This window comes from Cronobacter condimenti 1330, assembly GCF_001277255.1.
Classification (GTDB): Bacteria; Pseudomonadota; Gammaproteobacteria; order Enterobacterales; family Enterobacteriaceae; genus Cronobacter; species Cronobacter condimenti.
This window is the reverse complement of sequence record NZ_CP012264.1, coordinates 2830076-2845011: the sequence shown is the minus strand read 5'-3', so window position 1 is coordinate 2845011 and position 14936 is coordinate 2830076. Positions and strand designations below refer to the sequence as shown.

Genomic DNA, 14936 nt, shown 5'->3' with positions numbered 1-14936 from the left:
GACTCACAGGAGGATGCGGTGCTGCGCTCAATCGCCACGCTTTGCGTCGCCGGAAGCCTGCCGGAAAAACTGCGCGCCATCGCGCAGGCCGGCTTCGACGGCGTGGAGATATTTGAACCGGATTTCACCGACTGGGGCGAAAGCCCGACACGTCTTGCGGCGCTCTGCCGGGAGCTGGGCTTAACGATTTTTCTTTATCAGCCGCTGCGCAATATCGAGGGCGCGCCGCCTGAGGAGTGGCCGCAAACGCGCGAGCGCGCCTGCCGGACTTTCGAGACGATGCGTGAAATGGGCTGTCGCAATCTGCTGCTGTGCAGCACTCTGCAAGCTGGCAGCAACGCTGACCCGGCGCGCCAGACAGACGATTTAGCGCGTATCGCCGATATCGCAGCGTCGTTTGACGCACGGGTAGGGTATGAGGCGCTCGCCTGGGGGCGTCATGTCAACCGCTACACTCAGGCCTGGGAACGGGTTCAGGCGGTTAATCATCCGGCGCTCGGCCTGGTGCTCGACAGTTTTCATGTGCTGGCGGTTGGCGACACGCTGTCGCTTGCCGGCATCCCACCCGAGAAGATTTTCTTTACGCAGTTTGCCGATGCGCCGCGTAAGGATTTGCCGCTGGATGAGTGGAGCCGCCACTACCGTGCGTATCCGGGTGAAGGTGCGTTGCCGGTCGCCGGGTTTGCCCGCACGCTGACGCGCGCGGGGTATCAGGGGCCGTGGTCGCTTGAGGTGTTCAGCGATGCCTGGCAGCAGGCCCCCGCCAGTGCGAGCGCCCGTGCCGGGTTTGATTCGCTCATCTGGCTTGCAGAGCAATGCAATACGCCACCCGGCGATAAGCCGTAATTACAGCGCGCCCGCGCCGCCGGTTTGCTGGGCTTTCAGCCAGGCGATTTCTTCATTCCAGATATCCGGATTAATGGTTTCCAGGATAAGCGGAATATTGTCGAAGTGCGGCTGCTGCATTATCCAGCGAAACGGCGTAAAGCCGATGTTGCCTTCGCCGAGGCTATGGTGGCGGTCAACCCGGCTTGCGAATGTGCTTTTGGCGTCATTTAAGTGCATACCGCGCAGATACTGAAAGCCAACGATGCGGTCGAACTCGGCGAAGGTGTTTTCGCAGTCTTCTTCCGTGCGCAGATCGTAGCCCGCCGCGAACGCGTGACAGGTGTCAATACAGACGCCGACGCGGGATTTATCCTCTACCTGGTCGATAATCGCCGCCAGATGTTCAAAGCGGAAACCCAGGTTGCTGCCCTGGCCTGCGGTGTTTTCAATCACCGCCGTGACGCCTTCGGTTTTATCCAGCGCAATGTTAACTGACTCGGCGATGCGCGACAGGCAGGCGTCTTCGCTCAATTGCTGAAGATGGCTGCCGGGGTGGAAATTCAAAAGCGTCAGCCCGAGCTGTGCGCAGCGCTCCAGTTCATCGATAAACGCCGCGCGGGATTTCTCCAGCGCCTCCGGCTCCGGGTGGCCAAGGTTAATCAGAAAGCTGTCGTGCGGCAGGATCTGGCCTGCGGCATAGCCATGTTTGCGGCAGGCAGCTTTGAACTCGTCGATGACGGCAGGCGTCAGAGCCGCCGCGCGCCACTGGCGCTGGTTTTTGGTGAACAGCGCAAAAGCTGTCGCGCCAATTTCCGCCGCGCGGGCCGGAGCGTTAGCGACCCCACCCGATGCGCTGACGTGCGCGCCTATAAACTTCATCGTTTTCTCCTGTCATACCCGCAAAAAAGGGGGAACGTTTTATCATAGCGGACAGTGCAGGGAAAGGCGCGTCGCGTTACGCCAGCAGATGCGTTACCGCGAGATTAATCGCCCCGCCGCCTACAATCAGCCAGACAAACAGCGCCAGCGCCATCAGCAGCGGACGAACGCCGGCGTTTTTCAGCGCGCTGACGTGCGTGGTAAGCCCGAGTGCGGCCATCGCCATGGCGAGCAGAATGGTGTCGAGCGTGACCAGCGCCTGTACCACGCCAGTCGGCAGCAGATGCAGCGAATTAAACGCGGCCACAACAATAAACAGCAGCGCAAACCAGGGAACAGTAATTTTACCGGCTTTTTCACCGCTGCGCGGCGCAAGCTGTTTCACGCGACCGGCCAGCAGCATCAGGAACGGGGCCAGCATCATGACGCGCAGCATTTTGGCAATCACCGCCGCGTTTTCTGTCTCCGGGCTGACTGCATGGCCTGCCGCGACAACCTGCGCGACCTCATGCACCGTCGAGCCGATATACACACCAAACGTTTGTTCGTTAAACCACGGTGCCAGCCATGGCCACAGTAGCGGATAAACAAAAATCGCCAGCGTGCCGAAAATCACTACCGTTGCCACTGCCACGGTCACTTTGCTCGCCTGCGCTTTCACTACGGGCTCGGTGGCAAGCACCGCCGCCGCGCCGCAGATGCTGCTGCCTGCGCCAATCAACCAGCTGGTTTCGCGATCAAGCTTAAACACCTTTTGTCCAAGCCAGCAGGCGAGCGTAAAGGTACTGGCGAGCGTCAGCACATCGACCAGCACGCCGCTTGCGCCCACATCGGCGATTTGCCAGAACGTCAGGCGAAACCCGTAAAGGATAATGCCCAGTCGCAAAAGATGTTGTTTTGCGAACAGCACGCCGCCGTCGCAGTGGGTATGTATTTTGGGATAGAGCGTATTACCGAGGATCATCCCGCCGAGAATAGCGATAGTCAGCGCGCTGAAGCCAGCGTTCCCTACGGCCGGGATCGTGCCTGTCCAGAGCGCGACGGCGGTCAATACGCCCGTCAGCGCCAGCCCCGGCAGGAAATGCGTAAGCCCATGATGTCGGGCAGGAAATGTCAGTGTGGTCATAGCGTCCTCCTGTTATGGAATAAGCTTATGCCCCTCTGGTATAAAAATAAAATTGATTATATATTTATAATTAATCTTAATAAGTGGTAAGCGCCGTCGCGTTCGTTCGAGGTCATCATGCACATCACTCTACGCCAGCTGGAAGTTTTCGCCGAAGTGCTCAAAAGTGGGTCGACAACCCAGGCATCACAGATGCTGTCGCTGTCGCAATCGGCCGTCAGTGCGGCGCTCACCGATCTGGAAGGCCAGCTCGGCGTACAGCTCTTTGATCGCGTCGGCAAGCGCTTGGTCGTCAATGAACACGGGCGGCTTCTTTACCCGCGTACCGTGGCGCTGCTGGAGCAGGCAGGCGAAATCGAACGGCTCTTTCGCAACGACAACGGCGCTATCCGCGTTTATGCCAGCAGTACTATCGGCAACTACATTCTTCCGGAAATCATTGCGCGTTATCGCCGCGATTTTCCCGATCTGCCGCTGGAAATGAGCGTCGGCAATAGTCAGGACGTGGTGCAGGCGGTGTGCGATTTTCGCGTTGATATTGGGCTGATTGAAGGGCCGTGTCATATGGCGGAAATCGTGGCGCAGCCCTGGCTTGAGGATGAACTGGTCGTGTTCGCCTCGCCCGCAAGCCCGCTGCTGGAAGGGGAGGTCACGCTTGAGCGCCTCGCCGCCACGCCGTGGATCCTGCGTGAAAAAGGCTCCGGCACGCGGGAAATCGTCGATTATCTGCTGCTCTCTCATCTGCCGCAGTTTCGTCTGAGCATGGAGCTTGGCAATTCTGAGGCAATCAAACATGCAGTGCGCCACGGGCTTGGTATCAGCTGTTTGTCGCGCCGCGTCATCGCCGAACAGCTCGAAACCGGATCGCTTGTCGAGGTGAAAGTGCCTCTGCCGCCGCTGGTGCGCACGCTTTATCGCATCCATCACCGTCAGAAACACCTCTCCAGTGCGCTGGCGCGCTTTCTGCGTTATTGCGAACTTTGATTCCGCGGCGCGCGTCACACGGCGCGCTTATCATCAGTTTTTTTTCCGCCGCCGCCCCGATTCGCTGCTTTACTTATAATCCTCCGGCGATCATGAAGCTCTCTTATAACCGCGTTTTTCCACCAGGTGGTCTGCGGTAACTCTGCTACAATCGCGCCTCTTTTGATGGATGGGCATTATTTTTATATGGTTTCCGAATCTAAAACCACACAAGCGCCTGGGCTGCGTCGCGAACTTAAGGCGCGCCACCTGACCATGATCGCCATTGGCGGCTCCATCGGCACAGGACTTTTCGTCGCCTCCGGCGCGACCATTTCTCAGGCGGGCCCTGGCGGCGCGCTGTTTTCCTATATTCTCATCGGCCTGATGGTCTATTTCCTGATGACGAGCCTCGGCGAGCTGGCAGCCTATATGCCGGTGTCCGGCTCGTTTTCCACCTATGGCCAGAAATATGTAGAAGAAGGCTTTGGCTTCGCGCTTGGCTGGAACTACTGGTACAACTGGGCAGTGACCATCGCGGTGGATCTTGTGGCCTCGCAACTGGTGATGAGCTACTGGTTCCCGGACACGCCAGGCTGGATCTGGAGCGCGCTGTTCCTTGGTATTATGTTCCTGCTGAACGTCATTTCCGTGAAAGGCTTTGGTGAAGCGGAATACTGGTTCTCGTTAATCAAAGTCGCCACCGTGATTATCTTTATCCTGGTCGGCATCGCGATGATTGTCGGTATTTTCAAAGGGTCTGAGCCGGCGGGCTGGAGTAACTGGGGCATCGGTGATGCGCCATTTGCCGGTGGATTCTCGGCGATGATAGGTGTGGCGATGATTGTCGGTTTCTCCTTCCAGGGAACGGAGCTTATCGGCATCGCGGCAGGCGAATCAGAAGATCCGGAGAAAAACATTCCGCGCGCGGTGCGTCAGGTGTTCTGGCGTATCCTGCTGTTCTATGTGTTCGCTATCCTGATTATCAGCCTGATTATTCCCTACACCGATCCGAGCCTGCTGCGTAATGATGTAAAAGATATTAGCGTCAGCCCGTTCACCCTGGTGTTTGAGCATGCCGGTCTGCTGGGTGCGGCGGCCATCATGAACGCAGTGATCCTGACGGCGGTACTGTCAGCCGGTAACTCCGGAATGTACGCCTCCACCCGTATGCTTTATACGCTCGCTTGCGATGGCAAAGCGCCGCGTATTTTCTCGAAACTCTCAAAAGGCGGCGTGCCGCGCAATGCGCTCTATGCCACCACGATTATCGCCGGGCTTTGCTTCCTGACCTCGATGTTTGGCAACCAGACGGTCTATCTGTGGCTGTTGAATACCTCCGGGATGACAGGGTTTATCGCGTGGCTTGGCATTGCCATCAGCCATTACCGGTTCCGTCGTGGTTATGTGATGCAGGGGCACGATATTAATAATCTGCCGTATCGCTCCGGCTTTTTCCCGCTGGGCCCGATTTTCGCCTTCATCCTGTGCCTTATCATTACCCTCGGCCAGAATTATCAGGCGTTTCTTGCGGATACTATCGACTGGGTGGCCGTGGCGGCGACTTACATCGGCATTCCGTTGTTCCTGGTGATTTGGTTGGGGTATAAGTTTGCCAAAGGCACCCGATTCGTGCGTTACCGCGACATGGAATTCCCGGATAATCTGAAGAAATAAAAGAAAAGGGCGCATAAGCGCCCTTTTTTATTACGATGGGGTGTGGCTGATTTTATGCTGGGTAAACGTAGCGCCACCCACCACGTTTTTACGTCTTAGGCCTTTAAAGCCGCCCACCCGTTAGCGCAGATGCTGCGCGTGGAAGCGTAAGTGCTCTTCAATAAACGAGGCGATGAAATAATAACTGTGGTCGTAACCCGGTTGCATACGCAGAGTTAACGGCCAGCTTGCCTCACGCGCGGTCTCGTCAAAACGCTCCGGCTGTAATTGCTCACCGAAGAACGGATCGCTGTCGCCCTGATCGATAAGCGTCGGGATAGCGTCTTGCGGCGCGGCCTGCGCCATCAGCGCGCAGCTATCCCACGCCTGCCAGCGCTGCTCGTCTTCGCCAAGATAGGCGGTAAACGCTTTTTTACCCCATGGCACCTGCGCCGGGTTCACGATGGGCGCAAACGCCGATACCGAGCAAAAACGCCCCGGATTTTTCAGCGCCATGATAAGCGCGCCGTGTCCGCCCATCGAATGGCCGCTGATGGAGGCCCTGGGTGCAAGCGTAAAGTTCTCCGCCAGCACCTGCGGCAGCTCATTACTCAGATAATCAAACATCCGATAATGCGCCGCCCACGGGGCTTCTGTGGCGTTCAGGTAAAACCCGGCGCCTTTGCCGAGGTCGTAACCGGCGTCATCCGCCACATCATCGCCGCGCGGGCTGGTATCTGGCATCACGAGGGCCAGGCCAAGTTCTGCGGCGACGCGCTGCGCGCCCGCTTTGGTGGTGAAGTTTTCATCATTGCAGGTCAGCCCTGACAGCCACCACACGACCGGCGGCGGTGTTTGCGCGTCGGGCGGCAAAAAGATGCTGAAGGTCATCGGGCAGTTAAGCACGCGGGAGTCGTGACGCCAGCGTTGTTGTAAGCCGCCAAAACAGCGGTGTTCTTCGAGCAATTCCATAGTGGCTCCTGTTGTTCAAACCCGGATAGTGCAGTCTACACGTCAGGTGAGCAAGTTTCACTTCACCGGGGCGGGGTCTTAGCGCATCATATTGATAACTTTATTTTAACAAATGGTGAGGCTGTGGCGCTGCGTATTGCATTAACCGGCTTTCTGGCACTGGTGGTGGCGATGGGGATCGGGCGGTTTGCGTTTACGCCGCAGGTGCCATTGATGGTAGACGAAGGCCAGTTGACGCTCACCAGCGCCGGGCTGGTGGCTGCCGCTAACTACCTCGGCTATCTGCTTGGCGCATGGGATGCGATGCGCGCCCGGCATCATGTGGAATATCGGCTGCATATGGGCGTGTGGGGCGCGGTCTTGCTGACGCTTATTTCAGCACTGGCGGATGGCCCGTGGTCACACGGCATCGTGCGCTTCGTTATTGGCTGCATGAGCGGCTGGGCGCTGGTGATGGCGGCAGGCTGGACTAACGAACAACTGGCCCATCACGGCAGGCCGGGCTTAAGCGCGGCGGTATTCGCCGGGCCAGGCGTCGGCATTACGATAAGCGGTCTGCTGGCGGTCTGGATCCAGGGCGCGGCCTTAAGCGCGGCGCAAGGCTGGGTCATTTACGGCACGCTGGCCTTTGCACTGATTGCACTTGTCGTCCGTTTTCTTCCGCGCAAGGGGCAACTGCATCGCGCCGATACGCTGCCGGCGCCGCTGGTGCTGACGCCTGCCTTAAAAAAGCTGGTCTGGAGCTACAGCCTTGCAGGTTACGGCTATATTTTGCCCGCCACGTTTTTATCGCAAATGGCAGCGGCGCGCTTTCCCGGTAGTCTCTTCGCGCAGTTCGTGTGGCCGGTGTTCGGCGCTGCCTCCGTGGCGGGGATTGCGCTCAGCATTGTCTGGCGCACACGCGGCACGGCGTCGCAGCGCCTCGCTATTGTGCTCTGGCTTCAGGGGTTGGGTGTGCTGGCAGCAGCCCTGGTGCCCGGCCTGAATGGGCTTATCGTCGGTTCGCTGCTGGTGGGCGGCGGATTTCTGTGCGCGGTTCAGCTTTCGCTGCAATGCGGACGTGAACTTGCCCCGGCGCATACGCGTTATCTGGCGGGGCTGCTCACGACCGGATATGCGGTGGGGCAACTGGTCGGCCCCGTGACATCCGCACTTTCCAGCCATTTTACCGGGAGGCTGGAACCGGCGCTGTGGCTTGCGGGCATCGCGCTGTTTATCGGCGGCGCGCTGGTCTGGCGACGCAGATGAAAGGCTGCGGCGATTTCAACAATTTCATCCCGGCCACTGGATTATGTGCGATGGCTCACGCACAATGAGCGCACGCTCAGCCCCGGCCGGGCAGAGTCTGGTTACACCTGCAGGAGAAAATAACAATGCCATCACTCAGTAAAGAAGCGGCCCTGGTCCATGAGGCGCTGCTTGCGCGTGGTCTTGAGACGCCGCTGCGTCCGCCGGTCAACGAACTGGATAACGAAACCCGCAAGCGCCTGATCGCCGGCCATATGACCGAAATCATGCAGTTGCTTAACCTTGATCTGAGCGATGACAGCCTGATGGAAACGCCACATCGCATTGCCAAAATGTATGTGGATGAGATTTTCTCCGGCCTTGATTACGCCAATTTCCCGAAAATAACCGTCATTGAAAATAAAATGAAAGTGGATGAGATGGTCACCGTGCGCGATATCACGCTGACCAGCACCTGCGAACACCATTTCGTGACGATCGACGGTAAGGCGACCGTGGCGTATATCCCGAAAGATGCGGTGATCGGGCTTTCTAAAATCAACCGTATCGTGCAGTTCTTCGCCCAGCGTCCTCAGGTGCAGGAACGCCTGACCCAGCAGGTGCTGGTGGCGCTGCAAACGCTGCTCGGCACCAATAATGTGGCGGTTTCGATTGACGCGGTACACTACTGCGTGAAAGCGCGCGGCATTCGTGACGCGACCAGCGCGACCACGACGACTTCTCTCGGCGGGCTGTTTAAGTCCAGCCAGAACACGCGCCAGGAGTTTCTGCGCGCTGTGCGCCACCATAACGGCTAAGGCTTAAGGATGACGAGAAATATCCCCCTTGACGCGGTACGCGGCATGGCGATTCTCGGCATCCTGTTGCTGAACATTACCGCCTTCGGCCTTCCGAAGGCGGCCTATCTGAACCCCGCCTGGTATGGCGATATCACCTCACGCGATGCCTGGACATGGGCGCTGCTCGATCTCTTTGCACAGGTTAAATTCCTCTCACTGTTTGCCATGCTCTTTGGCGCGGGGCTGCATATGTTGCTGGCGCGCGGCAAACGCTGGATACAGGCGCGTCTGACGCTTCTGGTGCTGCTCGGTTTCCTTCATGCGGTTTTCATCTGGGACGGCGACATTTTGCTGGCGTACGGCCTGGTCGGGCTGGTTGGCTGGCGCATGGTGCGCGATGCCCAGAGCGTGAAGTCGATGTTTAAAACCGGCGTGGTGCTCTATCTCATCGGAATAGCAGTATTGCTGCTGCTCGGCATGATGTCCGGTGACAGCATGAACCGCTCGTGGACACCGCAGGCGGCCGATCTCTTCTATGAGAAATTTTGGCATCTCGAAGGGGGAATGGAAGCTGTCCGCAACCGTTTCGACTTGCTTTCTTCTTTGCTGCTGGCGCTGGGCGCACAGTATGGCTGGCAACTGGCGGGCCTGATGCTCATCGGTGCAGCGTTGATGCGCAGCGGCTGGCTGCGCGGCGAATTTAGCGAGCGGCACTACCGGCGCACCGGTTTTGGTCTGGTAGCGCTGGGCATGACGATTAACCTGCCGGCGATCTTCCTTCAGTGGCGGCTCGGCTGGGACTACCGCTGGTGCGCGTTTATACTGCAGGCACCGCGCGAACTCGGCGCGCCGCTGCAGGCGCTCGGTTATACCGCCCTGGTATTTGGCTACTGGCCGCACCTGGCGCGCCTGAAACTGATGACGGCAGTTGCCTGCGTAGGTCGTATGGCGCTGACCAACTATCTGCTGCAAAGCCTGATTTGCACCACGCTTTTTAACCATTTTGGCTTGTTTATGCGTTTTGACCGGTTCGCGCTGCTGGCGTTTGTGCCGGCCGTGTGGGCCGTCAATCTCGCCTTCTCTGTGCTCTGGCTGCGTTACTTTCGTCAGGGGCCGCTGGAGTGGGTCTGGCGCCGCCTGACGCGCCTTGCCGCAGGCGCACCGCAATCCGCATCATCCAGATAACGATCTGGATCACAATCGTTAACAAATCGTATGTAACCGTTTCCAGCGCTGTGATGCGCTTCACGCAGCGCGTATCAGCACACTGCCAGAATAGCACCCTGACTTAACGCAGGGGGTTTCTGTGAGACGTATTTCAGCTCTTCAGGGTGGTCATCATGATCACCATTCGTGACGTCGCCCGTCTGGCAGGGGTTTCTGTCGCGACGGTCTCCCGGGTGCTCAACAACAGCGCGCAGGTCAGCCCCGACACGCGTGAAACGGTGATGCAGGCGGTCACACAGCTTGGCTATCGCCCGAACGCCAATGCGCAGGCGCTGGCGACGCAGGTCAGCGATACCATCGGTGTAGTGGTGATGGACGTCTCCGATCCTTTCTTCGGCGCGCTGGTAAAAGCCGTTGACGTGGTGGCGCAGCAGCACGGCAAATATGTGCTTATCGGCAACAGTTATCACGAGGCCGAAAAAGAGCGTCATGCCATCGAAGTGTTGATCCGCCAGCGTTGCAGCGCGCTTATCGTGCATGCTAAATCCCTCAGCGATGACGAGCTGGCGACCTTCCTTGAGCAAGTTCCCGGAATGGTGCTGATTAACCGCATTGTACCCGGCTACGCGCATCGCTGCGTGGGGCTTGATAACGTCACTGGCGCGATGATGGCGACGCGTATGCTGCAAAGCAGCGGGCATCAGCGCATCGGTTATCTCGCTTCCAGCCATCATATTGACGATAACGACAAACGCCGCGAAGGGTGGCTGCGAGCGCTGGCCGAAGAGGGCATTCAGCCGCCAGAAAGCTGGGTAGGCACTGGCAGTCCCGATATGCAGGGCGGCGAGGCGGCGATGGTTGAACTGCTGGGCCGTAATCTTCAGCTTACCGCCGTGTTTGCTTATAACGACAGCATGGCGGCGGGCGCGCTGACGGCTCTGAAAGATAACGGTATCCTGGTGCCGCAACATCTGTCAGTTATTGGTTTCGATGATATTCCGATTGCGCGTTATACCGACCCGCAACTCACTACCGTGCGTTATCCGGTCGTCTCGATGGCGCGGCTCGCAACCGAGCTTGCGTTACAGGGCGCCGCAGGGGGGCTGGATCCGGCCGCCACTCACTGTTTCATGCCGACTCTGGTGCGTCGTCATTCGGTGGCAGCGCGGCAAAGTGTGGCCCCGATCACTAGTTTATAAACCGGCGTGATGTAACCGCTTTCAATCTGTGAGTAAATTCACAGTATATTAACATTGCGCTGACTATGATGTCGGCGTCTCATGGGCCTGAAACTCGATGTAACGGTGATTTAACATTGATGTTACCCGCAGGCCCGGAGCCACAAAAAAGCTTTACTGGAGCATTACCGAGCAAGGAAGAGTTTTTTATTAGTGAACTTCGGCATTCAGTAAGGTTTTTTCGCTTACCGTCCTGCCGCCCGTTTTTCACGATAGCTACCCTGCATAAAAACCGGAGATACCATGAATAAGAAGGTGTTGACCCTCTCTGCCGTTATGTCCTGCATGCTTTTTGGCACTGCTGCTCAGGCGGCCGACCGTATTGGCGTAACCATTTATAAATACGACGACAACTTTATGTCCGTCGTGCGCAAGGCGATTGAAAAAGAGGCTTCTGCGTCGTCTGACGTTCAACTGCTGATGAACGACTCCCAGAACGACCAGTCCAAGCAGAACGATCAGATTGACGTGCTGCTGGCAAAAGGCGTCAAATCTCTGGCAATCAACCTGGTTGACCCGGCGGCTGCCGGCACCGTTATCGAAAAAGCGCGCGGTCAGAACATCCCTATCGTGTTCTTCAACAAAGAGCCGTCCCGCAAAGCGCTGGACAGCTATGACAAAGCGTATTACGTCGGTACTGACTCTAAAGAATCCGGCATCATCCAGGGCGACCTTATCGCTAAACACTGGAAAGCCAACGCGAACTGGGACCTGAACAAAGATGGCCAGATCCAGTATGTTCTGCTGAAAGGCGAACCGGGCCACCCGGATGCTGAAGCACGTACCACCTACGTTATCAAAGAGCTGAACGACAAGGGCATCAAAACCCAGCAGCTGCAGCTTGATACCGCGATGTGGGATACCGCTCAGGCGAAAGATAAGATGGACGCATGGCTCTCCGGCCCGAATGCAAACAAAATCGAAGTGGTTATCGCAAACAACGACGCCATGGCGATGGGTGCGGTTGAAGCGCTGAAAGCGCACAACAAATCTTCTGTTCCGGTGTTCGGCGTGGATGCGCTGCCTGAAGCGCTGGCGCTGGTGAAATCTGGCGCGCTGGCCGGTACCGTGCTGAACGATGCCAACAACCAGGCGAAAGCGACCTTTGACCTTGCCAAAAACCTGGCGGCAGGTAAAGGCGCGGCAGACGGTACCAACTGGAAAATTGAAAACAAAGTGGTCCGTATTCCTTACGTCGGCGTTGATAAAGACAACCTGGCGGAAATCACCGGTAAATAATAATTGCGTAGTTCTTACGGGGCGCGTTTTGCGCCCCTGTTAAGCCGTGCCATGCTCAGACAACACTCTCGCAGCCAGGTATAAATATGGTCAGCAATAATACGCAATCGCCAGGCGAATACTTGTTGGAAATGACGAATATCAACAAGAGCTTCCCGGGCGTTAAGGCACTCGATAACGTTAATTTAAAAGTTCGTCCTCATTCTATTCATGCTCTGATGGGTGAGAATGGCGCGGGCAAATCGACGTTATTAAAATGCCTTTTTGGGATCTATCAAAAAGATTCCGGCAGTATTCTTTTCCAGGGGAAAGAAGTGGATTTCCATTCCGCCAAAGAGGCGCTCGAAAATGGAATATCCATGGTGCATCAGGAATTAAACCTGGTATTACAGCGCTCTGTGATGGACAACATGTGGCTCGGTCGTTATCCGACCAAAGGCATGTTTGTCGACCAGGAAAAAATGTATCTTGATACCAAAGCGATTTTCGATGAGCTGGATATTGATATTGATCCAAAAGCTCGCGTGGGTACGCTTTCCGTATCGCAGATGCAGATGATTGAAATTGCTAAAGCCTTCTCCTATGACGCCAAAATCGTCATTATGGATGAGCCGACATCTTCTCTGACCGAGAAAGAGGTCAATCATCTCTTTAAGATAATCCGTAAGTTAAAAGAGCGCGGCTGCGGTATTGTTTATATTTCCCACAAAATGGAAGAGATCTTCCAGTTGTGCGATGAGATAACTATCCTGCGCGATGGCCAGTGGATTGCCACTCAGTCACTCGACGGTCTGGATATGGATAAGATCATCGCGATGATGGTGGGCCGTTCGCTCAACCAGCGCTTCCCGGACCGTGAAAACCAACCCGGTGAAGTGATCCTTGAAGTGCGCAACCTGACCTCGCTGCGCCAGCCGTCTATCCGCGATGTTTCCTTTGATTTGCACAAAGGAGAAATACTCGGGATTGCGGGCCTGGTAGGCGCCAAGCGCACCGATATTGTAGAAACATTATTTGGTATCCGCGAGAAATCGGGCGGAACCATTAGTCTGCACGGCAAAAAGATTAATAACCACAGCGCAAATGAAGCAATTAATAACGGCTTTGCGCTGGTAACCGAGGAGCGCCGCTCAACGGGGATCTACGCCTATCTGGATATCGGTTTTAACTCCCTGATTTCCAATATTCGCAACTACAAAAGCAAAATCGGTTTGCTGGATAATTCCCGCATGAAAAGCGATACCCAGTGGGTGATCGACTCGATGCGTGTAAAAACGCCGGGTCATCGCACGCAAATTGGATCGCTCTCCGGCGGAAACCAGCAGAAGGTCATTATCGGGCGCTGGCTGTTAACCCAGCCGGAAATATTAATGCTTGATGAGCCGACTCGCGGGATTGACGTTGGCGCGAAATTTGAAATCTATCAGCTCATTGCTGAGCTTGCGAAAAAGGGCAAGGGGATCATTATTATTTCCTCAGAAATGCCTGAGCTGTTAGGGATAACTGACCGTATTCTGGTAATGAGCAATGGCCTCGTCTCCGGGATTGTTGACACCAAAACGACGACGCAAAATGAAATTCTGCGTCTTGCGTCTTTGCACCTTTAATATCAGGGGCTCCTCATGAGTGCGTTAAATAAGAAGAGTTTTCTCACTTATCTGAAAGAAGGCGGTATTTACGTCGTCCTTTTAGTGTTGCTGGCCATTATTATTTTCCAGGACCCAACGTTTTTAAGTCTGCTGAACTTAAGTAATATTCTGACCCAGTCATCGGTGCGTATTATTATCGCGCTGGGTGTTGCAGGGCTGATTGTCACGCAGGGGACTGACCTCTCGGCCGGACGTCAGGTCGGGCTGGCGGCGGTGGTCGCAGCGACCTTATTGCAGTCGATGGAAAACGCCAACAAAGTATTTCCTGAAATGGCGACCATGCCGATTGCGCTGGTAATTGTGATTGTCTGTGTCATTGGTGCCGTCATCGGACTGGTAAACGGGATTATTATCGCGTACCTGAACGTCACGCCGTTTATCACGACCCTCGGCACGATGATCATCGTTTATGGTATTAACTCCCTCTATTACGATTTCGTAGGTGCGTCGCCGATTTCCGGTTTCGATTCGGGCTTCTCGACGTTTACGCAGGGCTTTGTGGCGCTCGGCAGTTTCAGGCTTTCCTACATTACGTTCTATGCGCTGATTGCGGTGGCGTTTGTCTGGATCCTCTGGAACAAAACCCGCTTCGGTAAGAACATCTTCGCCATCGGCGGCAACCCGGAAGCGGCGAAAGTCTCCGGCGTCAACGTAGCGCTGAACCTGCTGATGATTTATGCGCTCTCTGGCGTGTTCTATGCCTTCGGTGGGATGCTGGAAGCGGGCCGTATCGGCTCTGCCACCAACAACCTGGGCTTTATGTATGAGCTTGATGCCATCGCGGCATGCGTCGTGGGCGGTGTGTCATTCAGCGGCGGCGTGGGTACAGTGCTGGGTGTGGTGACGGGTGTGATTATCTTCACCGTTATCAACTACGGCCTGACTTATATCGGCATTAACCCGTACTGGCAGTACATCATCAAGGGCGGGATTATCATTTTCGCGGTCGCCCTGGATTCACTGAAATACGCGCGTAAGAAATAAGTGGCGTGACAGTAAAAAGCCTCCGCTTGCGGGGGCTTTTTTTATGGAAGCGAGATAGTGCATGGCGCGTCTGACGGGATTCGCCAGGCGAGGTGAGGCGTTTTTCTGAGAAGGCGGGGTGAGCGGATCGCAGGTGAAGAAAAGCGTATTCGCGGCGCGGCGCTTACTCGCTTACGGACACTGCGCTGGCGCTTTCTTCTTCGTAAGG

At 56.2% G+C, this 14936-nt stretch carries 13 protein-coding genes; 10 read left to right on the top strand and 3 right to left on the bottom strand.

Annotation, left to right across the window (positions count from 1 at the left end; all coding sequences use genetic code 11):
- The first annotated feature begins 18 nt into the window (after positions 1-18).
- Positions 19-846, top strand: coding sequence for a sugar phosphate isomerase/epimerase family protein (locus tag AFK62_RS12960; RefSeq protein WP_007675881.1), 828 nt, complete (start codon positions 19-21; stop codon positions 844-846).
- On the opposite strand, the gene nfo is transcribed toward AFK62_RS12960, so the two are convergent.
- Both nfo and AFK62_RS12950 read right to left on the bottom strand, forming a co-directional pair.
- Complete coding sequence (nfo, locus tag AFK62_RS12955) at positions 847-1707, bottom strand: deoxyribonuclease IV (RefSeq protein WP_007675883.1); 861 nt, start codon at positions 1705-1707, stop codon at positions 847-849. It abuts the gene before it with no gap.
- A 76-nt stretch (positions 1708-1783) separates the two neighbouring features.
- The gene (locus AFK62_RS12950) at positions 1784-2833 is read right to left on the bottom strand and encodes a YeiH family putative sulfate export transporter (protein WP_007675885.1); all 1050 of its coding nucleotides are present in this window, start codon (positions 2831-2833) and stop codon (positions 1784-1786) included.
- 117 nt (positions 2834-2950) lie between these two features.
- Here AFK62_RS12950 and yieE point away from each other — a divergent pair, with 117 nt between their 5' ends.
- Positions 2951-3817 carry a DNA-binding transcriptional regulator YeiE gene (yieE, locus tag AFK62_RS12945; RefSeq protein WP_032984584.1) on the top strand — a complete coding sequence of 289 codons (867 nt, stop codon included), beginning with the start codon at positions 2951-2953 and terminating at the stop codon, positions 3815-3817.
- Positions 3818-4003: 186 nt separating this feature from the next.
- Positions 4004-5473 carry an amino acid permease gene (locus AFK62_RS12940; RefSeq protein ID WP_032984595.1) on the top strand — a complete coding sequence of 490 codons (1470 nt, stop codon included), beginning with the start codon at positions 4004-4006 and terminating at the stop codon, positions 5471-5473.
- A 120-nt stretch (positions 5474-5593) separates the two neighbouring features.
- Here AFK62_RS12940 and fghA read toward each other — a convergent pair whose 3' ends face one another.
- Positions 5594-6424 (bottom strand): S-formylglutathione hydrolase, encoded by an 831-nt coding sequence (fghA, locus tag AFK62_RS12935; protein WP_007675891.1) that lies wholly within the window; start codon positions 6422-6424, stop codon positions 5594-5596.
- 123 nt (positions 6425-6547) lie between these two features.
- Here fghA and AFK62_RS12930 point away from each other — a divergent pair, with 123 nt between their 5' ends.
- From AFK62_RS12930 to mglC, 7 genes are all read left to right on the top strand, one after another.
- On the top strand, positions 6548-7672 hold the full coding sequence (locus AFK62_RS12930) for a YbfB/YjiJ family MFS transporter (RefSeq protein WP_007675893.1): 1125 nt from the start codon (positions 6548-6550) through the stop codon (positions 7670-7672).
- Between the two features lie 125 nt (positions 7673-7797).
- Positions 7798-8469: a GTP cyclohydrolase I FolE gene (gene folE / locus AFK62_RS12925; RefSeq protein WP_007675895.1), complete on the top strand. Its 672-nt coding sequence runs from the start codon at positions 7798-7800 to the stop codon at positions 8467-8469.
- A 9-nt stretch (positions 8470-8478) separates the two neighbouring features.
- A complete protein-coding gene (yeiB, locus tag AFK62_RS12920) occupies positions 8479-9636 on the top strand; it encodes a DUF418 domain-containing protein YeiB (RefSeq protein ID WP_007675897.1) in 1158 nt (385 codons plus the stop codon).
- A gap of 155 nt (positions 9637-9791) precedes the next feature.
- Positions 9792-10817, top strand: coding sequence for an HTH-type transcriptional regulator GalS (gene galS / locus AFK62_RS12915; RefSeq protein ID WP_007675900.1), 1026 nt, complete (start codon positions 9792-9794; stop codon positions 10815-10817).
- Positions 10818-11099: 282 nt separating this feature from the next.
- Positions 11100-12095, top strand: coding sequence for a galactose/glucose ABC transporter substrate-binding protein MglB (mglB, locus tag AFK62_RS12910; protein WP_007675902.1), 996 nt, complete (start codon positions 11100-11102; stop codon positions 12093-12095).
- Between the two features lie 86 nt (positions 12096-12181).
- Positions 12182-13702 (top strand): galactose/methyl galactoside ABC transporter ATP-binding protein MglA, encoded by a 1521-nt coding sequence (gene mglA, locus AFK62_RS12905; RefSeq protein ID WP_007675905.1) that lies wholly within the window; start codon positions 12182-12184, stop codon positions 13700-13702.
- Positions 13703-13717: 15 nt separating this feature from the next.
- Positions 13718-14728, top strand: a complete 1011-nt coding sequence (mglC, locus tag AFK62_RS12900; protein ID WP_007675906.1) for a galactose/methyl galactoside ABC transporter permease MglC — start codon at positions 13718-13720, stop codon at positions 14726-14728.
- Positions 14729-14936: the final 208 nt, after the last annotated feature.